This is a genomic window from uncultured Allobosea sp. (genome assembly GCF_945957345.1).
In the GTDB taxonomy this organism is placed as follows: Bacteria; Pseudomonadota; Alphaproteobacteria; order Rhizobiales; family Beijerinckiaceae; genus Allobosea.
On the sequence record NZ_CAMFKW010000037.1, the window covers coordinates 1 to 24,300 of the forward strand.

At 66.1% G+C, this 24,300-nt stretch carries 28 protein-coding genes and 1 pseudogene; 17 read left to right on the plus strand and 12 right to left on the minus strand.

The window, feature by feature from the left end; translation table 11 throughout:
• From Q0Q36_RS17660 to Q0Q36_RS17675, 4 genes are all read left to right on the plus strand, one after another.
• A partial coding sequence (locus Q0Q36_RS17660) for an AAA family ATPase (RefSeq protein ID WP_293799874.1) occupies nt 1–719 on the plus strand: 719 nt, incomplete at its 5' end.
• A gap of 4 nt (nt 720–723) precedes the next feature.
• A complete protein-coding gene (locus Q0Q36_RS17665) occupies nt 724–1,023 on the plus strand; it encodes a hypothetical protein (protein WP_293799876.1) in 300 nt (99 codons plus the stop codon).
• Nucleotides 1,024–1,169: 146 nt separating this feature from the next.
• A complete protein-coding gene (locus Q0Q36_RS17670; RefSeq protein ID WP_293799878.1) occupies nt 1,170–1,892 on the plus strand; it encodes an AzlC family ABC transporter permease in 723 nt (240 codons plus the stop codon).
• Nucleotides 1,889–2,248: an AzlD domain-containing protein gene (locus tag Q0Q36_RS17675; RefSeq protein ID WP_293799880.1), complete on the plus strand. Its 360-nt coding sequence runs from the start codon at nt 1,889–1,891 to the stop codon at nt 2,246–2,248. The genes Q0Q36_RS17670 and Q0Q36_RS17675 overlap by 4 nt, the downstream gene beginning before the upstream one ends.
• 74 nt (nt 2,249–2,322) lie before the next feature.
• Here Q0Q36_RS17675 and Q0Q36_RS17680 read toward each other — a convergent pair whose 3' ends face one another.
• The 7 genes from Q0Q36_RS17680 to Q0Q36_RS17710 all read right to left on the minus strand — a co-directional run bounded on the left by Q0Q36_RS17680 (nt 2,323) and on the right by Q0Q36_RS17710 (nt 7,542).
• A complete protein-coding gene (locus Q0Q36_RS17680; protein WP_293799882.1) occupies nt 2,323–3,213 on the minus strand; it encodes a sigma-70 family RNA polymerase sigma factor in 891 nt (296 codons plus the stop codon).
• A gap of 27 nt (nt 3,214–3,240) precedes the next feature.
• Entirely contained in the window at nt 3,241–3,705 is a 465-nt protein-coding gene (locus tag Q0Q36_RS17685; protein WP_293799884.1) for a carboxymuconolactone decarboxylase family protein, read from the minus strand.
• Nucleotides 3,706–3,767: 62 nt separating this feature from the next.
• Nucleotides 3,768–4,196 (minus strand): HIT family protein, encoded by a 429-nt coding sequence (locus tag Q0Q36_RS17690; protein ID WP_293799886.1) that lies wholly within the window; start codon nt 4,194–4,196, stop codon nt 3,768–3,770.
• An 89-nt stretch (nt 4,197–4,285) separates the two neighbouring features.
• A complete protein-coding gene (locus Q0Q36_RS17695; protein WP_293799888.1) occupies nt 4,286–5,062 on the minus strand; it encodes a hypothetical protein in 777 nt (258 codons plus the stop codon).
• On the minus strand, nt 5,055–6,293 hold the full coding sequence (locus Q0Q36_RS17700; RefSeq protein ID WP_293799890.1) for a GNAT family N-acetyltransferase: 1,239 nt from the start codon (nt 6,291–6,293) through the stop codon (nt 5,055–5,057). The genes Q0Q36_RS17695 and Q0Q36_RS17700 overlap by 8 nt, the downstream gene beginning before the upstream one ends.
• Nucleotides 6,290–7,069, minus strand: coding sequence for a glycerophosphodiester phosphodiesterase family protein (locus tag Q0Q36_RS17705; protein ID WP_293799892.1), 780 nt, complete (start codon nt 7,067–7,069; stop codon nt 6,290–6,292). The genes Q0Q36_RS17700 and Q0Q36_RS17705 overlap by 4 nt, the downstream gene beginning before the upstream one ends.
• Nucleotides 7,069–7,542: a RidA family protein gene (locus Q0Q36_RS17710; RefSeq protein WP_293799894.1), complete on the minus strand. Its 474-nt coding sequence runs from the start codon at nt 7,540–7,542 to the stop codon at nt 7,069–7,071. The genes Q0Q36_RS17705 and Q0Q36_RS17710 overlap by 1 nt, the downstream gene beginning before the upstream one ends.
• Nucleotides 7,543–7,737: 195 nt before the next feature.
• On the opposite strand from Q0Q36_RS17710, the gene Q0Q36_RS17715 reads away from it, so the two are divergent.
• Complete coding sequence (locus Q0Q36_RS17715) at nt 7,738–8,583, plus strand: cell envelope integrity EipB family protein (protein WP_293799896.1); 846 nt, start codon at nt 7,738–7,740, stop codon at nt 8,581–8,583.
• On the opposite strand, the gene Q0Q36_RS17720 is transcribed toward Q0Q36_RS17715, so the two are convergent.
• Together Q0Q36_RS17720 and Q0Q36_RS17725 are read right to left on the minus strand one after the other, a co-directional pair.
• Nucleotides 8,540–9,889 (minus strand): DNA polymerase IV, encoded by a 1,350-nt coding sequence (locus tag Q0Q36_RS17720; protein ID WP_293799898.1) that lies wholly within the window; start codon nt 9,887–9,889, stop codon nt 8,540–8,542. The two genes, Q0Q36_RS17715 and Q0Q36_RS17720, sit on opposite strands and share 44 nt — an antisense overlap.
• On the minus strand, nt 9,886–10,176 hold the full coding sequence (locus Q0Q36_RS17725; protein WP_293799900.1) for a DUF3572 domain-containing protein: 291 nt from the start codon (nt 10,174–10,176) through the stop codon (nt 9,886–9,888). The genes Q0Q36_RS17720 and Q0Q36_RS17725 overlap by 4 nt, the downstream gene beginning before the upstream one ends.
• Nucleotides 10,177–10,304: 128 nt before the next feature.
• Here Q0Q36_RS17725 and Q0Q36_RS17730 point away from each other — a divergent pair, with 128 nt between their 5' ends.
• The 5 genes and pseudogenes from Q0Q36_RS17730 (at nt 10,305) to Q0Q36_RS17750 (ending at nt 14,962) form a co-directional block, all read left to right on the plus strand.
• A complete protein-coding gene (locus tag Q0Q36_RS17730) occupies nt 10,305–10,676 on the plus strand; it encodes a response regulator (protein WP_265060345.1) in 372 nt (123 codons plus the stop codon).
• Between the two features lie 18 nt (nt 10,677–10,694).
• Nucleotides 10,695–12,071, plus strand: a complete 1,377-nt coding sequence (locus Q0Q36_RS17735; protein ID WP_293799902.1) for a PleD family two-component system response regulator — start codon at nt 10,695–10,697, stop codon at nt 12,069–12,071.
• Between the two features lie 459 nt (nt 12,072–12,530).
• A pseudogene (locus Q0Q36_RS17740) lies at nt 12,531–12,931 on the plus strand (ester cyclase).
• A 193-nt stretch (nt 12,932–13,124) separates the two neighbouring features.
• On the plus strand, nt 13,125–14,216 hold the full coding sequence (gene ada / locus Q0Q36_RS17745) for a bifunctional DNA-binding transcriptional regulator/O6-methylguanine-DNA methyltransferase Ada (protein WP_293799904.1): 1,092 nt from the start codon (nt 13,125–13,127) through the stop codon (nt 14,214–14,216).
• Nucleotides 14,213–14,962 carry a 2OG-Fe(II) oxygenase gene (locus tag Q0Q36_RS17750; protein ID WP_293799906.1) on the plus strand — a complete coding sequence of 250 codons (750 nt, stop codon included), beginning with the start codon at nt 14,213–14,215 and terminating at the stop codon, nt 14,960–14,962. Before ada ends, Q0Q36_RS17750 begins: the two co-directional genes overlap by 4 nt.
• On the opposite strand, the gene Q0Q36_RS17755 is transcribed toward Q0Q36_RS17750, so the two are convergent.
• Nucleotides 14,940–15,269 carry an ATP-binding cassette domain-containing protein gene (locus tag Q0Q36_RS17755; RefSeq protein ID WP_293799907.1) on the minus strand — a complete coding sequence of 110 codons (330 nt, stop codon included), beginning with the start codon at nt 15,267–15,269 and terminating at the stop codon, nt 14,940–14,942. The two genes, Q0Q36_RS17750 and Q0Q36_RS17755, sit on opposite strands and share 23 nt — an antisense overlap.
• 242 nt (nt 15,270–15,511) lie before the next feature.
• Here Q0Q36_RS17755 and Q0Q36_RS17760 point away from each other — a divergent pair, with 242 nt between their 5' ends.
• Nucleotides 15,512–16,021 carry a methylated-DNA--[protein]-cysteine S-methyltransferase gene (locus Q0Q36_RS17760; RefSeq protein ID WP_293799909.1) on the plus strand — a complete coding sequence of 170 codons (510 nt, stop codon included), beginning with the start codon at nt 15,512–15,514 and terminating at the stop codon, nt 16,019–16,021.
• The gene (locus Q0Q36_RS17765) at nt 15,991–16,455 is read left to right on the plus strand and encodes an ATP-binding cassette domain-containing protein (protein ID WP_367187181.1); all 465 of its coding nucleotides are present in this window, start codon (nt 15,991–15,993) and stop codon (nt 16,453–16,455) included. The genes Q0Q36_RS17760 and Q0Q36_RS17765 overlap by 31 nt, the downstream gene beginning before the upstream one ends.
• Nucleotides 16,456–16,474: 19 nt before the next feature.
• Here Q0Q36_RS17765 and Q0Q36_RS17770 read toward each other — a convergent pair whose 3' ends face one another.
• Entirely contained in the window at nt 16,475–17,809 is a 1,335-nt protein-coding gene (locus tag Q0Q36_RS17770; protein ID WP_293799911.1) for a PLP-dependent aminotransferase family protein, read from the minus strand.
• Between the two features lie 96 nt (nt 17,810–17,905).
• On the opposite strand from Q0Q36_RS17770, the gene Q0Q36_RS17775 reads away from it, so the two are divergent.
• The 5 genes from Q0Q36_RS17775 to Q0Q36_RS17795 all read left to right on the plus strand — a co-directional run bounded on the left by Q0Q36_RS17775 (nt 17,906) and on the right by Q0Q36_RS17795 (nt 22,924).
• On the plus strand, nt 17,906–18,877 hold the full coding sequence (locus Q0Q36_RS17775) for a nitrate ABC transporter substrate-binding protein (RefSeq protein WP_293799913.1): 972 nt from the start codon (nt 17,906–17,908) through the stop codon (nt 18,875–18,877).
• Between the two features lie 29 nt (nt 18,878–18,906).
• A complete protein-coding gene (locus Q0Q36_RS17780) occupies nt 18,907–19,800 on the plus strand; it encodes an ABC transporter substrate-binding protein (protein WP_293799915.1) in 894 nt (297 codons plus the stop codon).
• Between the two features lie 3 nt (nt 19,801–19,803).
• Nucleotides 19,804–20,721, plus strand: coding sequence for an amino acid ABC transporter permease (locus Q0Q36_RS17785; protein WP_293799917.1), 918 nt, complete (start codon nt 19,804–19,806; stop codon nt 20,719–20,721).
• Complete coding sequence (locus tag Q0Q36_RS17790; RefSeq protein ID WP_293799919.1) at nt 20,718–21,509, plus strand: amino acid ABC transporter ATP-binding protein; 792 nt, start codon at nt 20,718–20,720, stop codon at nt 21,507–21,509. Before Q0Q36_RS17785 ends, Q0Q36_RS17790 begins: the two co-directional genes overlap by 4 nt.
• 245 nt (nt 21,510–21,754) lie before the next feature.
• Entirely contained in the window at nt 21,755–22,924 is a 1,170-nt protein-coding gene (locus tag Q0Q36_RS17795; protein ID WP_293799921.1) for an acyl-CoA dehydrogenase family protein, read from the plus strand.
• Nucleotides 22,925–23,019: 95 nt separating this feature from the next.
• Here Q0Q36_RS17795 and Q0Q36_RS17800 read toward each other — a convergent pair whose 3' ends face one another.
• Nucleotides 23,020–24,297 (minus strand): cytochrome c, encoded by a 1,278-nt coding sequence (locus Q0Q36_RS17800; RefSeq protein ID WP_293799923.1) that lies wholly within the window; start codon nt 24,295–24,297, stop codon nt 23,020–23,022.
• Nucleotides 24,298–24,300 lie beyond the last annotated feature (3 nt).

Genomic DNA, 24,300 nt, shown 5'->3' on the forward strand with positions numbered 1-24,300 from the left:
TGACCGACAATAACGGCAAGCAGGTCGATTTCAGGAACGTCATCCTGATCATGACCACCAATGCCGGCGCCGCCGACATGGCTCGCAACGCCTATGGCTTCACCCGCACCAAGCGCGAGGGCGACGATACCGAGGCGATCAACAAGCTGTTCGCGCCGGAATTCCGCAACCGCCTCGACTCGGTCATCTCCTTCGGCCATCTGCCGAAGACGGTGGTCGCCCGCGTCGTCGACAAGTTCGTGCTCCAGCTCGAAGCGCAGCTCGCCGATCGCAACGTCACGATCGAGCTTTCGGACGAGGCGCGCGAGTGGCTGGTCGAGAACGGCTATGACGAGGCGATGGGTGCCCGGCCGATGGCGCGGCTGATCCAGCAGACGATCAAGACGCCGCTCGCCGACGAGGTTCTGTTCGGGCGCCTGAAGAACGGTGGTGCGGTCAGGGTCGTCGTTGTCCAGTCCGAGACCGGCATCAAGGTGCTCGGCCTCGAATTCCCGGACGGGCCGGCCAAGCCCAAGCCGGAGAAGGATGTCGAGGCCGCTACGGCCAAGCGCGCTCCGAAGCCGCGCGCGAAAGCTGCGGCTGGTGGCAAAACGAGCAAGACTCCGCCGCGGCGAGCGCCTAAAGGTGGCGGCACTCCCGATGGAACGGGTGGCGGCGCGCCGAAGGCCTCGGCCAAGGGCGTGCGCACCGTACCGAAGGTTCCGCTGACGAAGGCATAGGAACGTGTTGTTCAAGCGCAAGACCGCGAGCCTCGCCGCCGAGAGCGGCGAGGTGCTTCAGGAGGCCCCGGCGGCGCCCGCAGCGCCGGCGCGTCCGAAGAAGGAAAAGCTCGGCTGGTTCGAGAAGCGGGACCGGCGTCGGCGCCGCCGCAAGATCTTCGAGGAGGTGCTGGGCTGGATCCTGGTGCCGGCTTTCGTCTACCTGATCTATCTCGGCGTTAAGTCGGTCGGCGGCATCCCCAAGGAGCTGATCGACTTCGGCAACGAGCTCCTCGCCATGGCGATGAAGGGCGGCAAGGGCTGACGGGCGGCGCGCGCCTCTCTGCATCAATCGCAGGGCAGGCCGGCTTACCAGTGCCTATGCAAGCGTCGCGTGCATGAACGATAGAGGAGACGGCCCGTTCTGTTTGGGGCCTGAACCCTGTCGAGCCATCCCGCAGCGATGACTTCATGAGCGTATCCGCCGACTGGAGCTGGCAGCGCGTCGCGCTGGCCGGCATGCGCGATGCGCTGATGCTGCCGGCCTGGATCGTCGGCTTCGGCCTGATCGGCATCGGCTCGCTCGCCCACGATGTCGGCTACCCCGTCGGTGTCGCCGTGCTCTCGACCATCCTGGTCTGGGCCGGCCCCTCACAGGTCCTGTTCTTCGCCTCGATCGCCGCCGGCGCAGCCTGGAGCGCGATCGTGATCGCGATCGCCTTCGCCTCGCTGCGCTTCCTGCCGATGACGATGGCGATCCTGCCGCTGCTGCGACGGCCCGGCCAGAGTGTCTGGCAGCAGCTCCTGCTGGCGCATTACGTTGCCGTCACCGCCTGGAGCGAGGGCCTGCGGCGCCTGCCCGGCATCGCCCCGCATCAGCGCGTCGCCTATTTCCTCGGCTTCGCCAATACCTGCATGCTGGTCAGCTCGATCGGCACCTTCTCGGGCTATTACCTGCTCGGCGCGCTGCCGGTTCCCTTCGCGGCGGGGCTGCTCTGCCTCACGCCGATGTTCTTCCTGATCTCGCTGATGGGTGGGTTGCGCCATCGCGGTGACGCGGCGGCGCTCATCCTCGGGCTGGTCTTCGCACCGATCTCCGCGCGCTTCATCGGCGGCGGCTTCGACCTGATCGTGGCCGGCCTGATCGCGGGAAGCCTGGCCTTCCTCATCGGACGAAAGCGGAAGCCGGCATGACCCAGCCGATCGCCATGCTAGACGGGCCGCTCTGGCCCTATCTCGCGCTGATGCTCTTCGCCGTGCTACCCACGGAGATCTGGCGATGGCTCGCGGTCGTATTCGCGCGCGGGCTCGCCAATGATTCGCCGTTGCTTGAATGGGTGAGGGCGGTCGCGACCGCGCTGTTGGCGGGAATCGTCGCCAAGCTGATCGTCTCGCCGCCGGGCGTGCTGGCGGTGGCTCCCGGCTGGGTGCGTGTCGCCGGGCTGGCGGCTGCGGCTGCCGTCATGTTCCTCGACAAGCGCCGGATGATGCTCGCGGTCTTGGCCGGCGAGGCGGTCCTTATCGGCGGCGTCTGGCTGTTCGCGGGCTAGGCACCGCAACCCCTGTCATTCCGGGGCGCGCCGCAGGCGCGAAGCCCCGGAATGACAGTCGTGATCCGCCCTGTCTAAGCTTCCAGCAGTCGGCGGACATGGCCGAGCTTGTCGGGATTGCGGATGATGTAGATAGCGGCCCCTGCCCCGTTGCGGATGTCGAGAGCCATGGCCTGCACGGTCTCACCGCGTTCCAGGCTGATATAGCCGGGCAGGCCGTTGATCATCACGAACTCGTAGCGCGGGGTCGATCGGCCCTCTCGCTCGACATGGCGGCTGATGCCCTCGAAGAAGCGACCGATCTTGTCGCTGCCGAGGATCGGATTCAGCACGGAATTGACCTTGCCGCCGCCATCGGCGCGCAGGATCGCGTTATCAGCGAGCATGCTTTTCAGGATCGTGGCATCGGTGCTGTGGGCGGCCTGGAAGAAGGCTTTCGCATAGCGCCGGGCTTCGTCGGGCGAGAGCGGATGGCGCGGGCCGTCCTCCTCGCGGGCGTGGCGGCGCGCCCGCGAGACGAGCTGCCGGCAGGCGGCTTCGCTGCGCCCGAGCGTCTCGGCGATCTCCGCAAAGGGCAGGTCGAAGACGTCGTGCAGCAGGAACGCCGCGCGCTCCAGCGGCGAGAGCCGCTCCAGCGCGAGCTGGAGCGCATAGGGCACGTCGATCGCTTCATCGGTGCTTGGGGTCGAGCCGATCGTCTCGATCAACGGTTCTGGCAGCCAGGCGCCGACATAGGTCTCGCGCTTGCGCCGGGCCGATTTCATCAGATCAAGGCAAAGCCGCGTCACCACGCGCCCAAGCCAGGCGCGCGGGTTCGCGATCGCATCCGGCGCGGAGTCATGCCAGCGCAGCCATGCATCCTGCACCACATCCTCGGCGTCGCTGAGCGAGCCGAGCATGCGGTAGGCGAGGCGGGTCAGGTAGGACCGGTTCGCCTCGAAGCCGGTCATCGACGCATTCGTCATGCAGCTCCGGCAGGCGCCGGCAGGGCATCAGGCCGCTTCGGCTTTCGGCGCCCTGTCGTTGGGATGTTGCGAACGGAACCCGACCGCGATCCGGTTCCAGGTGTTGATCGTGCCGATCAGCAAGGTGAGCTTCACCATCTCCTCCTCGCTGAAATGCCGCATCGCCTCTTCGTAATCGGCATCCGGCGCGTGGGTCTGCGGCAACAGCGTCAGCGCCTCGGTCCAGGCCAGGGCGGCGCGCTCGCGCGGGGTGTAAAGCGCTGATTCGTGCCAGGCATTGAGCAAATAAAGCCGCGCCTCGCTCTCGCCGGCCTTGCGGGCGTCGGCGGAGTGCATGTGCAGGCAGAAGGCGCAGCCATTGATCTGCGAAGCGCGCATCTTCACCAGTTCGATCAGGCTGTATTCAAGGCCGGAATTCTTGATCGATTCTTCCAGCGCAAGCAGCGGCTTCACGGCTTCGGGGGCGGCGGTATAGGGATTGAGGCGCTTCACTGTCTTCTCCATCGGTTGATGACGACAAGACGAGCCAGCCCATCCCGCTGTGACATGGCCTGTCAGATTTTTTTCAGGGCCTCGCGGATTTTCTCGGCATTGCTGGCGAGCACCTCGTTCTTCTCCATCGCGCCGGTATGGGGGCGGAGCGCCACGCCCTCGAAGCGCGGCATGACATGAACATGGAGATGGAACACGACCTGGCCGCCGGCTGGCTCGTTGAACTGCTGGATGGTGACGCCCTCGGCCGAGAACGCGGCCTTCACCGCCCGCGCCAGCTTCTGCGTGGTCAGCGCCACCGCCTTCAGCGCATCGGCGGGGGCATCGAAGACGTTGCGGCAGGCCGCCTTCGGGACGACCAGCACATGGCCATCGGCACGCGGCATGATGTCCATGATCGCCAGCGTCTCGGCATCCTCGTAGACGGTGTGGGAGGGTAGTTCGCCGCGCAGGATCTTGGCGAAGACGTTGGATTGATCATAGGCGGTCATGGCGGGTCCGGCAGGATCGGAAAGGGTAGGCGCAAGCTGCGGCGCCCCGGCCGGGGCGTCAAGGCCGCAGACCGGATGATGGCTTCGCCTCAGGCGCCGAGCGGCAGCAGCGTCTCGACATGGGCGTCTAGCACGAGATCGTCGCTCGCGCCCATGACCTGAAGCTCAGTCACGGTGAGGCTGAGCAATGGCCTGTTCCACCAGCGCGCGATGATGTCGGCCAGCGCGGCCGTTTCGGCCGCATCGAGATCGTAGGTGAGATTGTAGAGGCCGACGAGCCAGAGATCGCCCGGCGTCCGGCCGAAGGCGGCCTGCACCTCCTGCAGCGTGTTCCGGCTGTCCCGTTTCTCCGGATAGATCGGCAGATAGAGCCGGCCGCGATTGACGTTGCCGGAGAAGAGCCCGCGCAATTCCACCGTGAAGGGCTCGATCTTGCGCAGGGCTTCGCGCGTTTCGGTGGTCATGACCGGAGGCTCGGCAAGGCTCAGCGAGCCGCAGACCGTCGCGTGCAGGCGGTCCTCCCGCCTCGGCAGAATGTCCCAGGCGATCTTGCCGGCGAAGGCCGCGGCCTTCAGCTCGGCCTCCAATGCGAGGAAAGCGGGGGAGGCGCGTAAGGCTGCGTCCTCCACCGGCAGGACCAGCGAATAGACCGTCGGGTGGCGGCCCATCTCGTAGAATTTGCCCTCGCGCCGCGCGATGATTCCGGGATGATCCGGCGCGACCAGCGGCAGATGCGCCAGCCGATAGCTCTCGTCGAGCGTCAGCGGCGTCGTCAGATCGGTGAGGCTGCGGCGATAGCCGAGTTCGCCGTCTTCGCAGAAGGCGGTGGCCACAGAGGCCGGGTGCGTGAGCGCAGCGTCAGTCATCGGCGGTGTCCGTCTTGCGGAAGGGGCTTTCGGCTGCGAGCGCTTCGCGCGCCGCCGCGATCTGCTCGCGCTCCTGCGCGAGATAGGCGGCGACGGGCCGGCGCAGGCCGGGATCGGCGATATGGTGCAGCGAGCGGGTGATGACCGGCCGGTAGCCGCGCGCCAGCTTGTGCTCGCCCTGTGCGCCGGCTTCGACGCGGGCGAGGCCGTGCGCGATCGCATAGTCGATGGCCTGGTGGTAACAGACCTCGAAATGCAGGAAGGGGTGATCCTCGATGCAGCCCCAGTTGCGGCCATAAAGCGTGTTGGCGCCGCGGAAGTTGATGGCGCCGGCGATATAGCGCCCCGCGCGCTTCGCCATCACCAGCACGATGCGCTCGCCCATCGCAGCACCGACCGCCGAGAAGAACGCGCGGTTGAGATAGGGCCGGCCCCATTTGCGCGCGCCGGTATCCTCGTAGAACGAGAAGAAATCGTCCCAGACCGCCTCGGTGAGGTCGTTGCCGGAGAGAATATCGATGCTGATGCCGGTGGAAAGCGCTTCGCGCCGCTCGCGCTTCAGCGCCTTGCGCTTGCGCGAGGCCAGCGTCGCCAGAAAGTCGTCGTAAGTGCCAAAGCCCTCGTTCTGCCAATGGAACTGCAGGTCGTTGCGCTCGATATAGCCGACCTCTCTCAGCGCTGCGATGTCCGGTTCCTGCGCGAAGGTGACATGGACCGAAGAGGATTGCGTCTGCCCGCGCAGAGCCTCCAGCCCGTCGATCAGTGCGGCGCGGGCTTCGTCGGCGCGTGGCGTGTCCGCGACCAGCAGGCGCGGGCCTGTCGCCGGGGTGAAGGGCGCGGCGACCTGGAGCTTCGGATAATACCGCCCGCCAGCGCGCTCATAGGCGTCGGCCCAGCTGTGATCGAAGACGTATTCGCCCTGGCTGTGGCTCTTGAGGAAGCTGGGCGCCGCCGCCAGCAACTGGCCGGCCTCGTCATCGACGAGGAGATAGGCGGGCGACCAGCCGGTGCGGCCGCCGGTGCAGCGGCTGTCTTCCAGCGCCATGAGGAATTCATGGCTGACGAAGGGGTTGTCCCCGTCGAGCGCGGGATCGTGCGATGGCGTGGCGGGCGCCGAGATCGCGTCCGCCAGCGCGTGGGGATTGGCGCAGGCGTTCCATGCGCCTGCGGGGACGGCCTTGAGCGAGGTCGCGACACGAACGGTGAGATCGCCGTTCCCCGCTTCGCTCAAGGGCGAAAGCCCTCGAAGACCATCTGGTCGGCCATGACCGCGGCCCGCTGCCGCTCTTCCGGCGTGCGCACCGTCCAGCTCATCAGCGGCAGGCCCATCGCGTTGCGGCAGAGATAGGGCGCGGCGCTGTCGAGATCGGTGACCTTCCAGGAGATGAAGTCCGGCCGGCTTTCGGTGAAATGCAGGAGATTGGCGAGGGCATGCTTCCGCTCGGCTGAGAGCTTTTCGTAATCGCCGTAGTCATAGGCGTTCATCGCCACGATGCCGCGCGGAATCTCCGGCGCCAGTTCGCGGAGCGCTGTCACGATCTCGGGATCGAAGGACTTGATCACGATCGGGTGGCTCTTGTAGCCCGCGACGACCTCCACGGTCCGCTTGGTCAGAGCCAGGTTGCCGTCGAAGCGGCTCTTGATCTCGATCACGAGCGGAACGCGCCCGCCGATCAGATCCAGAAAGGCCGAGAGCGTCAGGATGCGGTCGTTCGAGCCCTTGAGCGTGATCGCGCCGAGCTCTGCAGCCTTGCGCGCGACGACTTCGCCGGTCTCACCCGTCAGGCGATCAAGCACGAAATCGTGGAACACGACCGCCTCGCCATCGGCGGTGAGCTGGACGTCACACTCGATGCCGAAGCCGCCCGCGATCGCGGCGGTCGCGGCCGAAGGGCTGTTCTCGATCACGCCGGCTGCGAGATCATGCAGGCCGCGATGAGCGATCGGCTTTGCCACCAGCCAGCCCAGATCGGGCCGACCGGCGCCTTTGAGCGTCGCTGCGGACATCAGGCGATCTCGAACATCGCTTCGACCTCGACGGCGGCATCGGCCGGCAATTCGGCGACGCCGATGGTCGAGCGGGCGTGGCGGCCCTTGTCGCCGAGCACTTCGACCATCAGGTCGGAGGCGCCGTTCATGATCGCCGGCAGCGCAGCGAAATGCGGGGCGGCGTTGATGAAGCCGCCGAGCCGGACGCACCGCGTGATGCGGCCGAGATCGCCGCCGAGCGCGGCCTTCGCCTGGGCCAGCACGTTGATGGCGCAGAGACGGGCGGCCTCCAGGCCGGCCTCGTTGAAGATCTCGGCGCCGAGCTTGCCCTTGTGCTTGTCCGCGAGCTTGCCGTCGAGCCCGAAGCAGAGCTGGCCAGAGATCACGAGCAGGTTACCGGTGATCACATAAGGCACGTAGTTGGCGACGGGGGCGGCCGGGCTCGGCAAGGTGATGCCGAGTTCGGCGAGGCGGGTGTCGACGACGTTCATGAACTTGGCTCCGCGAGCGAGGCAGGGTGCCTTCGGGCAGGCCTTTCATGGCCGATGCGGGCTGCCCCCGCAAGCATCGCGGCATGCCGGGCGGACAGGGCCGATGCGACGCTTGAGAGATGCGCCATCGCCATGTTTGCGCCATTGCCGCGATGCACCTAGATTTCGCAGAAAGCCATAACGGACAAGCGGCGCATGAACGGAACAGTCTCGAAGCTCGCGGCCCAGGCGAGCGGGGTTTTAGTGGGGGCGCTGGTTCTGGCCGCGGTGCCGAGTTTTGCGCAGGCCGCGGCGGAGCGAGTGGTGCTGGCGCCGCATCGCGCAGTCTACGATCTCGTGCTCGACAACGGCAAACCGTCCGGCAATATCGAGACCGCCAAGGGCCGCATCGCCTATGAGTTCACAGGCGATGCCTGCGAGGGCTATGCGCTGTCCTTCCGGCAGGTGACGCAGCTCGGCACCGAGGCCGGGCCGCGTCTGATCGATGCCCGCACCACCAGTTTCGAGGCCGGTGACGGCGCGAATTACCGCTTCAAGACCGAAAGTTCGACCGGTGGCGCCCAACCGGACACCGTCGACGGCACTGCTCAGAAGAACGGCAGCGGCTACGAGGTGAAGCTGCGTCTGCCCAAGACCGAGACCCATCGCGAGGCGAGCGACGCCCTGTTTCCGAACGCGCAGATGAAGGCCGTGATCCAGGCCGCGCGCGCCGGGCAGAAGACCCTGAGTGTCAGGCTCTATGACGGCGCGAATTCCGGCAAGGAGGTCTATGACACACTCTCGATCATCGGGAAGCGGATCGAGGCCGAGCCTTCCGAGAAGCCGTTGCAGCGCCCCGAATTCGAGAAGATGGCGCGCTGGCCGGTGACGATCTCCTATTTCAAGGCGGGTTCCGGCGAATCGACGCCGTCCTACAGCATCACCTTCGAGCTCTACGAGAACGGCGTCACCGGCGCGATCCGGCTCGATTACGGCACCTTCGCGTTGCGCGGCACGCTCACGCGTCTGGATCTTCTTCCTCAGGAATCCTGCGCGAAATAGCAGGCTCGGATGCGCGGCGCTGCGGCAGTCTCAGGCTCAGGCCCTTGCCGATTGCCTCGTCGCCGAAGCGGGCACGCAATTTGTCGAGCGCGCCTTCCATCGCCTTCAGGCGCGGCGTCGCGGTGTCAGCGAGGTCGCCATGGTCGGCGGCTTCCGGCGGGCTGAAATCGCTCGCGCCGATGCCGATCAGGCGATAATGCGCGCCGCCGCATTCGCGCTTCAGGAGATCGCGCCCGGCGGCGAAGAGGCGTGCGGCAAGCTGCGTCGGCTCCGACAGGCGGGCGGCGCGGGTGATGATGTGAAAGTCCGCCGTCTTCAGCTTCAGGGTGATGGTTCTGCCGGCAAGCTCCTGCGCCTTCAGCCTTTTCGATGTCTTCTCGCAGAGCCGCCACAGGATCGGTTCCAGATCCTCGAAGCGCGTGAGGTCGACGTCGAGCGTCGTTTCGCTGGAGACACTCTTGGTCTCGCGCTCCGGTGTGACCTGACGGGGATCGACGCCGTTGGCGAGGTTCTTGAGGCGCGGGCCGTCCTTGCCGGCGAGCTTGAAGAGCTTGTCGACGGGTGCTTCGCGCAAGTCACCGATCAGCTTGAATCCGCCTTCCGCCAGCCTCGCGACGCCGGCCGGGCCCATGCCGGGGATGAGGCTGATCGGCTTCCCCGCGAGGAAAGCCACGGCTTCGGCCCTGCCAATAATCGAGAAGCCGCGTGGCTTGTCGAGGTCGGAGGCAACCTTAGCCAGGAACTTGGCATAGGAGAGCCCAACCGAGATGGTGATGCCGAGTTCGGCTTCGACATGCCTTGCGAAGCGCGCCAGCGTCACCGCGGGGCTGGCATGGTGGAGGCGTTCCGTACCGGAAAGATCGAGGAAGGCTTCGTCGATCGAGAGCGGCTCGACCAGCGGCGTCAGTTCGCGCATGAGCTGGCGGACTTCCCGGCCGACGGAGACATACTTTGCCATGTTCGGCTTGACTACCACGGCGTCCGGGCAGGCCTTCAGCGCCTTGAACATCGGCATGGCCGAGCGCACGCCATAGGTGCGGGCGATGTAGCAGCAGGTCGAGACCACGCCGCGCTTGCCGCCGCCGACGATGACCGGCTTGTCCTGCAGGCTCGGATCGTCACGCTTCTCGATCGTGGCGTAGAAGGCGTCGCAGTCGATATGGGCCAGGCTGAGCGAATCCCGCTCGTCATGGCTGAGCAATCGCGGCGAGCCGCAGGCCGGGCAGCGTTTCGCTGGCCCGGATGAGTCGTGGTCCGCCAGGCAATCGCGGCAGAGCCAGCGCGGCGATGGCGCGCCCGCGCTCAAGAGAAGTCGTCCGGCTCCGGCCCGGCGAGGACGCGCCTGGCATCGGCGACGATTTCGGGATTCAGCCTTAAATTTCCGGCAAACTCCAGCAGGAGCGAATCGCTTGAGCCGATATGGTCGAGCACGGCTGCCAGAAAGCCGGGCTCTCCGGCAGCCTGGCGCAAATTGGCCGGGTTGAGGCCGGTCACGCTCAGAAAGGGCTCGATCCGCTCGGGTTCGGAGGCCAGGAAGGCGAGGGCCTGCAGTGCCAGCGCCTCGGCCTCGTCGGTGGTCGGTCGTCGTATCATGGGGGCGGAGTCGCGTATCCGGTTTGCGTTTCGTCAATAGCTCGCGTGCTAAGCAATCATCTGATGACGCCGCCATTTTGGAAAGCCCGCCATCGGCGTGAGCGATCCTGGCGCAATTGAAGGGCGGCCTGATGAAGACGGTTCTGATCGTCGAAGACAACGAGCTCAACATGAAGCTCTTCAACGATCTGCTCGAAGCCCATGGTTATGCGACGCTGAAGACGTCGGATGGCATCGAGGCGATCGAGCTGGCGCGGACACATCATCCGGCGCTGATCCTGATGGACATCCAGCTTCCGGAGGTCTCCGGGCTCGAGGTCACCAAATGGATCAAGGAGGATGACGACCTGAAGACGATTCCGGTCGTCGCGGTAACGGCCTTCGCGATGAAGGGCGACGAGGAGCGGATCCGGGAAGGTGGCTGCGAGGCCTATCTCTCCAAGCCGATCTCGGTCGCCAAGTTCCTGGAGACCGTCCGCACCTATGCCGGCGCGGCCTGAGCCGGCGAAAGCACAGCCATGACCGCCCGCGTCCTCGTCGTCGACGACATTCCCGCGAATGTGAAGCTGCTCGAAGCCAAGCTCTCGGCCGAGTATTTCGGCGTGGTCACGGCGACGAACGGGCGCGATGCGATCGCGCTTTGCGAGCGCGGCGAGGTCGATATCGTCCTGCTCGACGTGATGATGCCCGGCATGAACGGGTTCGAAGTCTGCCGTCGGCTCAAGGGTGCGCCGGCGACCGCGCATATTCCGGTCGTCATCGTCACGACGCTCGACCAGCCCCGCGACCGCCTGCAAGGGCTCGATGCCGGTGCCGATGATTTCCTGACCAAGCCACTCGACGACACGGCGCTTTTCGCCCGCGTGCGCAGCCTGGCCAGGCTGAAAGCGATGACCGACGAGTTGCGCAGCCGTGCGGTCGCCTCCGTCCGCCTGGGCATCGCCGATCCGCTGGCGACGGCGGCTGCCGAGACCGGGCTCAATGGCCGCGTCCTCGTGATCGAGGACCGCCCGAGCGCCGCCGAACGGGTGCAGAGCGCGCTTTCGGCCTTTCATGCCGTGGAAGTCGAGAGCGACGCTCAGCAGGCGCTGATGCGCGCCGCCGAGGGCGATTTCGACGCCGTGGTGGTCAGCCTCGGCCTGGAGGGGCAGGACGGCCTGCGCCTGTGCAGCCAGCTACGCTCGCTGGAGCGCACCCGCAACGTCTCCGTGCTGCTGATGGGCGAGGCCGAGGACCGCGAACGCATCCTGCGCGGCCTCGAGATCGGGGCGCATGATTTCCTTCTGCGGCCGATCGATCGTAACGAGTTGCTGGCGCGCGTGCGTACCCAGGTACGCCGCAAGCGCTTCACCGAGCGGCTGCGCGACAGCGTGCAGTCCTCGATGGAAATGGCGGTGATGGACCAGCTCACCGGGCTGCACAATCGCCGCTTCATGGATAACCGGCTGGCGGTGATGTTCGACGAGTCGGCGCTGCGCGCCCGTTCGCTCTCGCTGCTCGTGCTCGACATCGACCATTTCAAGTCGGTCAACGACAGCTGGGGCCATGATGCCGGCGACGAGGTCCTGCGCGAATTCGCCGACCGGGTCCGCGCCTGCACGCGCGGCATCGATCTCGTGGCCCGCATGGGCGGCGAGGAGGTGGTGGTCGTGCTGCCCGATACCGGGCGCGATGCTGCCTATCGCGTGGCCGAGCGCATCCGCGAGCGGGTCGAGAGCACGCCTTTCGCGGTCCAGAACAACACCCGCGACATCAAGGTGACGGTCTCGGTCGGGGTTTCGAACCGGCGGGCAGGGGATGCTTCCTCCGCCGATATGATGAAGCGCGCGGACGATGCGCTCTACCGGGCCAAGGCCAGCGGCCGCAATCGCGTGATCGTCGCCAGCGCGGCGTAAGGGCTCCTGGACCGAAGCCCGCTCCAGCTTCGTTCTCGAAGGGTGCCGGCCCAGCCAATGAGCGTATGCCTGGGCGTTTTCAAGCAGTCTTCAAGTTTATTCTCAGTTCGTTGCGCCATATCTCTGATGTCGCGCGATGAAATGCTTTGACGTTCGCTTGTTAACCGTGAGCTTTAAACTTATCGAGTAGGGTTAATGATCGATGAATGGCGCCGATCGATCGGATTTGATTGATTCGGATGCGCTGCATTGTACATGTTTGTGCGACGCAGCGGTCGCAAGGATCGCTCGAAAATGCCCCTCGGGAGCTCAGGTCCGCCGCATCTCCTGGGAAACCGAAGGGCTCGGCCGGTCGGTGACGGATTTCTGGCCTCCTCAGAACCGTCGCCGGCCGGCCACCATGCGTTGCTTGGTTTATTTTGCCGCAATCGCGCGAATACTTGATTTTGCTATCCAGCCTTGATCGCGCGGCGCCGGCTCGCCTTCACCGAGTTCTGGGGCCAGAACGTCAATCTCGCCGTCATCGACGAGATCGCGGCGCCGGACATGTTCCTGCAGTACTCGTTGCATGAGCCGCGGCGCGGCCGGGCCGACATCAGGGCTTTCATGACCGATTTCCGCGCTGCGTTCCCGGATCTCAATTTCTGGGGCACGCGGAACTCATTGCCGAGGGAGACTATGTCACCGGCCGGTGGGAAGGCGGCGGCACGCATACCGGAGCGGCCTTCGATGACTTCCTGCGGGGCTACGAAGCCCTTCCTGCCGCGACCGGGCGCAAGATGCGTTTCACCGGCACGACGGTCCTGAAGGCGGTCGACGGCAAGATCGCTGAGGAGATCGGCCTCGTCAAGGCGGCCTGATCCGAGCCGGCGCGTCCCGGTTCGGCCATGGGCAGGGGCCCGCACTCCCGGCGCGGGCCCATTTTTCCGTTTCGACACCGGCCCCGCACGGCAGGAATCGGGTGGGAGCGAATTCGATTTGGCAGCAAGGATCGGAGCGTGACGGATGTGGATCGCGGGCACGGTCAGGTTGGAACGAGCCGAGACGACAACTATGACAATTTTTGCGAGATCCACATCACTGCAATCTGTGGCGCCACTGTCGGTCGCGGAAGACCCGCGTTGGACCCGCATCGCCGCACGCGACAAGACCGCCGACGGGCAGCTCTGGTATTCCGTCGCGACGACCGGGGTCTATTGCCGCCCATCCTGCCCGTCGCGGACGGCCAATCCCAGGAATGTCGCGCTGCACGATACGCTGGAGGGTGCTCGGGCCACCGGGTTTCGGCCGTGCCGGCGCTGCAATCCGGATGGTCCCTCGCTCGAATGCGAAAACGCGGCGCTGATCGCCAGAGCTTGCCGGGTTATCGAGGAGAGCGAGGAGGAACCCTCCCTCGAGCATCTGGCGGATGCGGTCGGGCGCAGCCCGAGCTATTTCCATCGCATGTTCAAGGCGACAACCGGGCTGACGCCGAAGGACTATGCCGCGGCCGATCGGGCGAGGAAGCTTCGCCACGGCCTGGATGCCGGCGGCAGCATCACCGAGGCGATCTATGATGCCGGCTTCAATTCCAGCGGCCGCTTCTACGAGAAATCCACCGGCATGCTCGGGATGACGCCGTCGCAGTATCGGGCGGGCGGCGCCAATGAGGAGATCAAGTTCGCGGTCGGCCAGACCTCGCTCGGCGCGATCCTCGTGGCGTCGAGCACGAAGGGCGTTGCCTCGATCCTGCTCGGCGACGACCCCGACGCACTGGTCCGTGACCTTCAGGATCGTTTCCCGAAAGCGCGCCTGATCGGCATGGACCGCGAATACGAGGCGCTGATCGCCCGCGTCTGCGGGTTCGTGGAACATCCCGATGTCGGCCTCGACCTGCCGCTCGATGTTCGCGGAACCGCCTTCCAGCGGCGGGTTTGGCAAGCTCTTCAGGAGATTCCTGTCGGTGAGCGGGTTTCCTATGCGGAGATCGCGCGCCGCATCGGGGCGCCGAGCTCGACGCGCGCCGTCGCCGGCGCTTGCGCCGCCAACAGGCTCGCAGTCGCGATCCCCTGTCATCGCGTCATCCGCAGCGACGGCGACCTCGCCGGCTATCGCTGGGGCATCGAACGCAAGCGCGCGCTCATTCAGAAGGAAGCCGCTGCATGAATGCGAAACTTGCCACGCTCGCCACGGTCTCTGCGGATGGATCCGCAGAGACACGGGTTTCCGCCTATGACTGGGCCGCGCTCGGCAATGAGCTCGACAATTTCGGCTGCGCTATCCTGTCCGGGTTGCTGACACCGGACGAGTGCCGCTCCCTGGCGGCGCTCTATCCCGACGAAAGCCATTTCCGCAGCCATATCATCATGGCGCGGCACGGCTTCGGCAAAGGGGAGTACCGCTATTTCAAGTATCCGCTCCCCGACATCGTCGGCGGCCTCAGGACGGCGCTCTATCCACATCTGGCCGGCGTCGCCAATGCCTGGAACGCCCGCATGGGGATCGATGAGCGCTATCCGCGTGAGCACTCCGCGTTCCTGGAGCAGTGCCATGCCATGGGGCAGGGCCGCCCGACGCCGCTGCTCCTTCAATATGTCCCCGGTGACTTCAACTGCCTGCACCAGGATCTCTATGGCGATCTCGCCTTTCCCATCCAGGTGGCGATCCTGCTCTCGGAACCGGGCCGCGATTTCACCGGCGGCGAGTTCGCCCTGACCGAGCAGCGGCCGCGCATGCAGAGCCGGGTCGAGGTCGTGCCGCTCCGGCAGGGCGATGCGGTGGCCTTTGCGGTCCATAACCGGCCGGTGCAGGGCTCGAAGGGAAATTATCGCGTGAACCTGCGCCATGGTGTCAGCCGTGTCCGGTCGGGCATGCGCCATACCGTCGGCATCATCTTCCACGACGCCCGATAACGGCGGCGACCAGCGTTTCGGCTGAATGGTTCAAGCCCGGAACAGACGAGAATGCCCTGGCAGATTGCTGCCGGGGCGTTCTCTCGCGGCGCGGCAATCGCAGCAGCGATGTCGGTTCAGACGGAAAGGCTATTGCGGCCGGCGTCGTGCCGATCTCCTCGCCATCGAGCCGCGCCGATCCGCCCTGCACCGGCAGCAAGCCCATGATCGCGCGCAGCGTCTTGGTCTTGCCGGCGCCGTTGCGGCCGATCAGGATCGTCGTCTTGCCCGATCTCAGCCCGAGCGAAACCGAGCGCAGCACCTGCACGCCGGCGATCGCGGCGCTTACTCCTGCGATCCGAAGCATAACGCCACTCCCACGACGTTACGCGGCACCCGTTCGTCCTTGAACATGACCGAGGGCGGCCCCTCCGCCATGACGCTGCCGGAATCCCAGACGAAGACGCGGTCGGCGTTCCGCAACGCATTTCGATTTGAAAGCAAGACCCGGAGAGGCCCGGCCTCACAGGGGTCTAATGTTCGACGCGTAAATTTGAAAAGGTCGGACCAATGCGTGAGATCATTCGCTTTGCCTGGGGGATCAGCTCCCTTGGCGATTTTATCGTCGCCATGTCCGACAAGGGCATCGTGGCGCTCGAATTCGGCTCCGCGCGAGACGCGCTGGAGGATGCCTTGCGGACCCGCTTTCCGGATGCCCATCTGCACGAAAGCGATAGCGAGCTCGCAGGCGTCGTCGCGACGGCGGCGGCCCAGATCGACGATCCTGCAAGCGATTGCGACCTGCCGCTCGATCTGCGCGGAACCGCCTATGAGGTGAAGGTCTGGATGATACTGCGGGAGATTCCGGCCGGCCAGACGACCAATTATGGGGCGCTGGCCACCAGGCTCGGCACACGCGATCCGCGTGAGGTCACGCAGGCGATCGCCAACAACGCGGTCGCCGTCATCGTCCCCTGCCATCGCGTCATCAAGAAGGATGGCTCCATCTCGGGCTATCGCTGGGGTGTCCAGCGCAAGCGCGCATTACTATCGCGCGAGCAAGGCACGCAGGAGCACTAGCGCACGCCGCGCAGGGCGTCGGCTACGCGCCGGAAGACCGGCGGCTGGTTCCCGAATTCAGCGTCGAGGACAATATCGTCTTGCCGGCGCTGGCACTCAGGCTGCCCGCTGCCGAACGAGGCCGGTGGCTCGACGAGGTCTATGCGCTGCTGCCGCAGCTCAAGACCATGCGCAAGCGACCGGGCGGCGTCTCGGGCGGGCAGGGCAAGATGGTGGCGCTCGGCCGCGCCCTGATGGTGGCTCGCACGGCACTGCTGCTCGACGAGCCTTTCCAGGGGTTCGCCCCAGCGCTGGCCTTGGACTATGCGCGCACCCTCGGCGAGCTCAGGCGCAGCCGGCCCGATCTCGCGATCCTCGTTACGGAATCGACGCCGGCTCTATTGGACGCGATCGTCGGCGAGGCCCTGCAGATCGAGCACGGCGCGATCACCTGAGCGCCCCGCCGGGGCGGCTTCAGCCGGCGCCGGTTACCGCGAGCCGGATCGATTCCGCGACGTAGTCATAGCGATCGGCGAGGATCGCCGTCGCGACACGGATGTGATGGGTCGGCGTCACCGCGCATTTGCTGCCGGGCAGGACCGCGATGCGATGCGCCGCGAGCGTGACCAGTGCGAATTGCTCGGAGGTGACCGGAACCCAGATGCTCAGGCCGTCGCCGGGCGGAATCGCGATGCCGCAGGCCCCAAGCGCATTCACCAGTGCCGCGCGCCGTTCCGCATAGAGCGAGCGGTTGGCGGCAAGGCGCTGCCTTGTGTCGTCGTCGGTGAGCAGCCAGGCCGTCGTCTCCTGCAGCAGCCGGCTCGTCCAGCCCGAGCTGAAGCTGCGATAGGACTGGATCTGGCGCCGGACCGTCGCGGAACTCGACAGCACGGCGAGGCGCAGATCGGGCCCGTGCGACTTCGAGAAGGACAGGATGTGGATGACCCTGTCGGGGAACAGGTGGCCCAGGCTCACGGGTGGCTGCGGCGAGACATCCCCGATGCCGTCATCTTCGATGATCAAGGCATCGCTGCCGGCCAGGATTTCGGCCAGGGCGGCAAGCCGGGCCGGGCTGACGGCGCGGCCGGTCACCGAATGCGTGCGCGGCTGGTAGACGAAGGCGACGGGCTTTGCCGCCAGGGCCTGGGCGAGCGCCTCAGGCAGAGGCCCCTCCGCATCGCAGGCGACCGACAGGGGGCGTGCGCCCCTGTCCTCGATGATATCGAGCAAGCGCATGCCGGTCGGGTCCTCGATCGCCACCGTCGCGCCCGGCATGATCAGCGCCTGCACCACCGAATAGCAGGCATTGTAGCCGCCATTCGTCGCCAGAAAGGCTTCCGGCTCATAGGGCCAGCGCTGCTGCACCGCCTGGCGAAGGCTGTCCAGGATCGGCGTGCGCTCGTAGCTGTGCAGGTTATGGGCCGCGGAGGCGTGCCGTAACGCCAGATCCAGCGGCGGCAACACGGCGGTATCCGGCACGGAAAGCGACAAGTCGAGCACGTCGCTGCCGAAAACGCCGGACGTGCCGGTGCGGGCCGGGCGTGGGCCGATCGTATCGCCCGTCACCCAGCTTCCCGAGCGCCCGCGCCCCTCGATCATGCGCTGATGGCGCAATTCGCTCCAGGCTTCGGAGATGGTCGCGGGGCTGATGCCGAGCCGATAGGCGAGGTCCCGGACCGTCGGCAGCTTGGCGCCGGCCGGCAACACGCCGCGGCGGATCAACATCGCGGTCTGGTTGGCGATTCCGCGTGCGCTGATTTCGGAGAACTGCCCGGCGAGCCAGGTCGCATCGTCGGTTTCGTGTGCCAAAGATTCCGCTCTTTAATTGTTCGATAACGTAATAACGATTGATCGCCGCTTCTGAACATTCAATTCTCCGCTGGATTGTCAATGCGGAGTGTGCCGATGAAGGTCGAAGTCCGGCTAGCCTTGCGCGATTGGGACTACGTGACGCCGCTCGTGCTGGGCGATGTGGCCGACGAGCGCATCGCCTTGAAAGTCGATCGCGTCGGCACCTTGCCCGAAGATCTGACGACGGACCCGGATTACGATGCCTGCGAGGTTTCGTTCAGCCGCTACACGACCGGCCGCAGCCGGGGCGAAAGTGGAATCTTCGGTGTGCCGAACTTCGTCATGCGCGGCTTCCGCCATCGCTGCATCATCACGAGCCGCGCGAGCAAGCTGACGAAGCTGGAGGAGCTGAAGGGTGCTCGCATCGGCGTCACCGGCTGGCAGGATTCCGGCAATACCTGGACGCGTGCCGCTTTGGCGCCGGCAGGCGTCGGTGTCGAGGATGCGCGCTGGTATGCTGGGCGGCTCAGCGAAGCCCATCCGATCACCGACCGGCTCGGGCCCTATGCCAGGCTGGGGCGGATCGAGGCCATGCCCGGCGAGAAGCCGATGCTCGACGCGCTGCTTGATGGCGAACTCGACGCCATCTTCACGCCCTTCATGCCGCCGGGCTTCTACACGCCGGACTCGCCGTTCCGGCATCTGCTGACCGATCTGCCCGGTGCCGAACTCGGCTATTTCCGTGAGGTCGGCTATGTGCCCGGCATCCATATCCTCGGCTTCAAGGCCGATTTCGCCCGGCGCCATCCCTGGCTGCCGCAGGCCCTGAGCGATCTCATCGACGAGTCGCAGCGCGTCTGGCTGGAGAAGCGTCGCAAATACGCGGATACGACGCCCTGGATCATCGACGAACTCGGACGTTGCGGCCGCGATCTCCCGGACAGCTGGAACGCCAGCGGGCTCGAAGCCAATCGGCGGATGATCGCGGGCTTTCTCGACGAGATCCGCAGCCAAGGGCTGGCCAAGACCGACCTGACGCCGGATACGCTGTTTCCGCCGCTCGAAAATCTCGCCGACGCAGCCTGAGCCGAGAGGCACAATAAGGGGATTCGATCATGAAGCTTCGCATCGCGGCCTGTGCCGCCGCCTTCGTTACCCTCGCAGCCGCTCCTGCCTTCGCCCAGGCTGACGCGAGCGTGAAGATCGCCAAGCAGAGCGTGAACGAGCAGCTGCGTGCGCGCCTGCCGGAAGCGATCCGCAGCGCCGGCAAGATGACCGCCGTCAACAGCGGTTCCTTCCCGCCCTACGAGATCGTGCAGTCGCCGACCGAGGTGACCGGCGCCAGCGCCGATCTCGGCGACGCCGTCGGAGAGTTGCTCGGCATCAAGATCGAGCATGCGACGGTCAACGGCCTGTCGTCGATCCTGACCGGCATCAAGGCCGGCCGCTATCAGTTCGCGATGGGGCCGGTCGGCGACTTCAAGTCGCGGCAGGAAGCCAATGATTTCGTCGACTGGGTGCGCGAATACGTCGTCTTTGCTGTGCAGAAGGGCAATCCGGGCGGCATCAACAGCCTGGATGACGCCTGTGGCAAGCGCATCGCCGTGCAGTCGGCAGGGTCGGCCGAGAAGGTTATCAAGGCGCAGGCCGAGAAATGCGCGGCCGATGGCAAGCCAGCGCTGACCGTCCAGTCCTACCCGGACCAGCCGACTTCGATCCTCGCCGTGCGCTCGAAGCGGGCCGACGCCTTCTTCTCGTCGCAGGCGCCGCTGACCTATTTCGTCCAGCAGTCCAATGGCGAGCTCGAACTGGCCGCGGTCGGCAAGTCCAACGGCTTCAGCGACCTGTTCCAGGGCGCGGTGGTGCCGAAGGGGGCGGAGCTGGGCGGCGTACTCAAGGACGCCATCAAGGTCCTGGTCGATAACGGCACCTATGCGGCCGTGATGAAGAAATGGGGGCTCGAGAACAACAAGATCGAGGCGCCCGGCATCAATCTTTCGCAGAACTGAGCCATGGCAGGCGCTTCGGTGGAGATCAGCTCAGGCGAGGCGGCGTTGCGCGACGTCGCCAATGCGCACCAGCCTCCTGCCTGGGGGCGCTGGCTGCTCTGGGCCTTCGTGCTGGCGGTCGCGGCGAATTTCGCCTGGATCGTCGCGCATAACCCGCATTTCGGCTGGCCGATCGTCGGCCAGTGGTTCACCGAAGCCTCGATCCTGCGCGGGCTCGGCGTCACGCTCGGCCTGACCGTGGTGGCGATGACGCTGGGCACGGCGCTCGGCCTCGTCCTCGCCATCGCGCGGATGTCCAAGGACCGGCTGTTCGGCTCGCTCTCGGGGCTGTTCATCTGGTTCTTCCGCGGCACGCCGCTGCTGGTCCAGCTCATCTTCTGGTACAACCTGTCGACGCTGTTCCCTGAGATCGTGCTGAAAATTCCATTCGGCCCGGTTCTGGCGAGCTGGAACACCAACGATCTGATCACGCCGATGACGGCGGCCATCGCCGGCCTCTCCCTCAACGAAGCCGCCTATATGGCTGAGATCATCCGCGGCGGCCTGCTTTCGGTCGACAAGGGGCAGGTCGAGGCGACCGACGCCTTCGGCATGACCCGCGCGCGGGCGCTGCGGCGGGTGATCATCCCGCAGGCCATGCGCTCGATCGTGCCGCCGACCGGCAACCAGCTCATCAGCATGATCAAGGCGACCTCGTTGGTGAGCGTCATCGCCATGGCCGACCTGCTCTACTCGGTTCAGAACGTCTATAACCGCACCTTCGAGGTGATCCCGATGCTGATGGTCGCGGTGATCTGGTATCTGATCATCACCTCGATCCTGAACATCGTGCAGGGCTTCATCGAGCGCTATTACGCCCGTGGCGAGCGCGGCACGGTGAGCGCCGACAAGGTGCCCGTCCGGGTGGAGGAGCCCGCATGAGCAAGGCTGCCGAGGGCGCCGCGCCGATGGTGCGCGCCCGCAATGTCCACAAATCCTTCGGCCCGAACGAAGTCCTGAAGGGCATCGATCTCGATGTCGCGCCGGGCGAGGTCGTCGTCGTGCTCGGGCCGTCCGGCTCCGGCAAGTCGACCTTCCTGCGCTGCATCAACCACCTGGAATCGATCCAGCGCGGTTTCATCGAAGTCGATGGCGAGCAGATCGGCTACGCCTTGCGCGGCACGCGGCTCAACCGGCTGTCGGACCATGCCATCGCCGTGCAGCGCCGCAAGATCGGCATGGTCTTCCAGCAGTTCAATCTCTACCCGCATATGACGGCGCTGGAGAACGTGGTCGAGGCGCCGATCGGCGTGCATGGCCAGCCGCGTGCCGAGGCGCAGGCCAATGCGATGGAGCTGCTTGCCCGCGTCGGGCTGGCGGAGAAAGCGAATGCCTACCCGCGACAGCTCTCCGGCGGCCAGCAGCAGCGCGTCGCGATCGCGCGGGCGCTCGCGATCCGGCCGAAGCTGATGCTGTTCGACGAGCCGACCTCGGCGCTGGACCCCGAGCTCGTCGGCGAGGTGCTGAGCGTGATGCGCGACCTCGCCAAGCAGGGCCTGACCATGATCGTGGTCACCCACGAGATCGGCTTCGCCCGGGAGGCGGCCGACCGGGTCGTCTTCATGGATGGCGGCGTGGTGGTGGAGCAGGGGCCGCCGCAGGACGTGCTGGGCAACCCGCAGCACCCGCGCACGCGGCTTTTCCTGAGCCGCTTCATCGAGAAGGTCTGACGGAGCGGGCGTTCCTGTCGCGTGCAACCGGCGGATGTTCTTCAGTTGCGAGCAGGCGGGGACCTTCGATATGCCCTTTGCAGGGGGCTGCGATCTCGTGGGTGAGCCCGACGCCGGGCAGGCGTAGCCCGCACGCGCGCTTCGTTGATGCCACTCGATCGCGGCGCCGGTATCTTCTCCTCGAATCCGGTGCACGCGACGGTTCACGCCGGGCCGCCGCCGTGCGCCAAGAGCGAGCCGACGCCATGACGACAGATCATCACCATCCGGACGCCCATGCCGATATCCGCGATGCGGTGGCCAAGCTCTGCGCGGACTATCCGGGCGAATACTGGCGCAAACTCGACCGCGAGATGGCCTATCCGACGGAGTTCGTGACGGCGCTGACGGAAAGCGGCTTTCTCTCGGCGTTGATCCCCGAGGAGTACGGCGGGGCAGGCCTCACGCTCTCGGCGGCGGCTGTCATCATGGAGGAGATCCAGCTTCAGGGCTGCAACGGCGCCGCCTGTCACGCCCAGATGTATGTGATGGGCACGGTGCTGCGCCACGGCAGCGAGGACCAGAAGCGGCGCTACCTCCCGAAGATCGCTTCGGGCGAACTGCGCCTCCAGGCCTTCGGCGTCACCGAGCCGACCAGCGGCACGGACACCACGGCGCTGCGCACCACCGCCCGCCGCGAGGGTGACCACTACATCGTCAACGGCCAGAAGATCTGGACGAGTCGTGCCGCGCAGTCCGACCTGATGCTGCTGCTCGCCCGCACCACGTCGCGCGACCAGGTCGCCAAGCGCACCGACGGGCTCTCGGTCTTCATCCTCGACATGCGTGAGGCGTTGAAGGACGGCCTGACCATCCGGCCCATCCGCACGATGATGAACCACGCCACGACCGAGGTCTTCTTCGACAATGTGAAGGTCCCGGCCGAAAACCTCGTCGGCGAGGAGGGCAGGGGCTTCCGCTACATCCTCTCCGGCATGAATGCCGAGCGCATCCTGATCGCGGCCGAATGCGTCGGCGATGCCAAATGGTTCATCGACAAGGCTTCGACCTATGCCAGGGAGCGTCATGTCTTCGGCCGGCCGATCGGCCAGAACCAGGGCATCCAATTCCCGATCGCCAAGGCCTACGCCAACATGCGTGCGGCCGAGCTGATGGTGCGCGAGGCGATCCGGCTCTACGAAGCCGGCGCCAATCCGGGCGCCGAGGCCAATATGGCGAAGATGTTGGCGGCAGATGCCTCCTTCGAGGCCGCCAATGCCTGCGTGCAGACTCATGGCGGCTTCGGCTTCGCCGAGGAATACGATGTCGAACGCAAGTTTAGGGAGACGCGGCTCTATCAGGTCGCGCCGATCTCGACGAACCTGATCCTGTCCTATCTCGCCGAGCATGTGCTGGGCATGCCGCGCTCGTACTAAGTCGGCCCGCCCGCCCGCCGGGACCTGCGACGTCGTTCTCGCCCGCGATTATGGGGCAGGGCGCGAACTGGCCGATGTTCGCGCTGCGCTTCGGGTCAGCGCAGCTTTTGCACCTCTTCCGCCGTGACTGTCGGCTGCTGGCCGCTCCAGCTCGCCCGCAGCCAGTTGGAGAGATCGGCGATCTGCTGGTCGGAGAGCTGCCCCGCGAAGCCGGGCATCGGCTGCATGCGCTCCAGCCCTGGGAAGCGCTGGGCCGGAATGCCGGTCAGGATGACCTTGTTCAGATTGCGCGCATCCGCCAGCCGCAGCGAGGCATTGGTCGCCAGCGGCACGACGACATGCGGGATGCCCTGTCCCTCGCCACCATGGCAGCTTGCACAGACGGCGAGATAGCTGGCGCGGGCCGAGGCCGCGACCTCCGCGGAGACGGCGACCGGCTGCGGCGGGGCCGGCGGGGTCGCCTGTTCCGGCAGCTTGTCGAGGTCGAAGAGATAGGCCGACATCGCCGCGAGGTCTTCGTTGGTGAAATACTGGGTCGAGAAATGCACGACCTCGAACATCTGGTTGGTCATCGCGCCCTGCGCCGAGATGCCCGATTTCATGAAACTGGCGAAGACCAGCGGATCAAAGCCCATCCGCGCCAGCCCGGCCTTGGTGATATCCGGCGCGATCACGCCTTCAAGTTCCGAGCCCTGGAGATAGGCGCTCTCCTTCATGCCCATCGCGAGGTTGCGCGGCGTATGGCATTCGCCGCAATGAGCGAGCGCATCGGTCAGGTAGCGGCCGCGGTTCCAGGCCGCCGAGCGGCCGGCGACCTCCGTCTTCGTATCGGAGGACAGGTTGACGAGGTTCCAGAAGGTCAGGCCCTGCCGGATGTTGAGCGGAAAGGGCAGATGACTGGCCTTGTTCGCCACCTTCATCGGCTCGCGGCTCATCAGGAAGGCATAGACCGCATCGACATCCTCGGCCGTCAGCTTGCGGTAGGAAGCATAGGGCATCGCCGGATAGAGATGGCCGTTCTTGCCGACGCCATCTCGCACGGCGCGGTGGAACTCGGCCCGCGTCCAGTTGCCGATACCGTGTTCCTTGTCTGGCGAGATATTGGTGGAGAAGATCGTCCCGAACGGCGTCTCGAAGGGCAGGCCGCCGGCCCAGGGTGCGCCGCCCTTGGTGACATGGCAGGCATAGCAATCGGCCGCGACCGCGACATAGGCGCCGCGCTTGGCGAGCATCTTCATCTGCTCGGCCGACAGGGGCTGTTCGATATCCTTGGCCACGACGCTGCGCTCGAGCAGGCCGAGGAACACGGCCCCGGCGGCGAGCGCACCGAGGACGGCGACCGTCAGGACGGCCAGAAGCAGCTTCCTCGCCATGCG

Bases quoted from the DNA above. Each gene is read 5' to 3' on its own strand.
- ada (WP_293799904.1), top strand. From the start codon at position 13,125: ATGACAATTTTTGCGAGATCCACATCACTGCAATCTGTGGCGCCACTG.
- Q0Q36_RS17680 (WP_293799882.1), bottom strand. From the start codon at position 3,213: ATGACGAATGCGTCGATGACCGGCTTCGAGGCGAACCGGTCCTACCTG.
- Q0Q36_RS17690 (WP_293799886.1), bottom strand. From the start codon at position 4,196: ATGACCGCCTATGATCAATCCAACGTCTTCGCCAAGATCCTGCGCGGC.
- Q0Q36_RS17670 (WP_293799878.1), top strand. From the start codon at position 1,170: ATGAGCGTATCCGCCGACTGGAGCTGGCAGCGCGTCGCGCTGGCCGGC.
- Q0Q36_RS17750 (WP_293799906.1), top strand. From the start codon at position 14,213: ATGAATGCGAAACTTGCCACGCTCGCCACGGTCTCTGCGGATGGATCC.
- Q0Q36_RS17710 (WP_293799894.1), bottom strand. From the start codon at position 7,542: ATGAACGTCGTCGACACCCGCCTCGCCGAACTCGGCATCACCTTGCCG.
- Q0Q36_RS17795 (WP_293799921.1), top strand. From the start codon at position 21,755: ATGACGACAGATCATCACCATCCGGACGCCCATGCCGATATCCGCGAT.
- Q0Q36_RS17695 (WP_293799888.1), bottom strand. From the start codon at position 5,062: ATGACTGACGCTGCGCTCACGCACCCGGCCTCTGTGGCCACCGCCTTC.
- Q0Q36_RS17785 (WP_293799917.1), top strand. From the start codon at position 19,804: ATGGCAGGCGCTTCGGTGGAGATCAGCTCAGGCGAGGCGGCGTTGCGC.
- Q0Q36_RS17780 (WP_293799915.1), top strand. From the start codon at position 18,907: ATGAAGCTTCGCATCGCGGCCTGTGCCGCCGCCTTCGTTACCCTCGCA.
- Q0Q36_RS17775 (WP_293799913.1), top strand. From the start codon at position 17,906: ATGAAGGTCGAAGTCCGGCTAGCCTTGCGCGATTGGGACTACGTGACG.
- Q0Q36_RS17735 (WP_293799902.1), top strand. From the start codon at position 10,695: ATGACCGCCCGCGTCCTCGTCGTCGACGACATTCCCGCGAATGTGAAG.
- Q0Q36_RS17760 (WP_293799909.1), top strand. From the start codon at position 15,512: ATGCGTGAGATCATTCGCTTTGCCTGGGGGATCAGCTCCCTTGGCGAT.
- Q0Q36_RS17725 (WP_293799900.1), bottom strand. From the start codon at position 10,176: ATGATACGACGACCGACCACCGACGAGGCCGAGGCGCTGGCACTGCAG.
- Q0Q36_RS17705 (WP_293799892.1), bottom strand. From the start codon at position 7,069: ATGTCCGCAGCGACGCTCAAAGGCGCCGGTCGGCCCGATCTGGGCTGG.
- Q0Q36_RS17715 (WP_293799896.1), top strand. From the start codon at position 7,738: ATGAACGGAACAGTCTCGAAGCTCGCGGCCCAGGCGAGCGGGGTTTTA.
- Q0Q36_RS17800 (WP_293799923.1), bottom strand. From the start codon at position 24,297: ATGGCGAGGAAGCTGCTTCTGGCCGTCCTGACGGTCGCCGTCCTCGGT.
- Q0Q36_RS17790 (WP_293799919.1), top strand. From the start codon at position 20,718: ATGAGCAAGGCTGCCGAGGGCGCCGCGCCGATGGTGCGCGCCCGCAAT.
- Q0Q36_RS17675 (WP_293799880.1), top strand. From the start codon at position 1,889: ATGACCCAGCCGATCGCCATGCTAGACGGGCCGCTCTGGCCCTATCTC.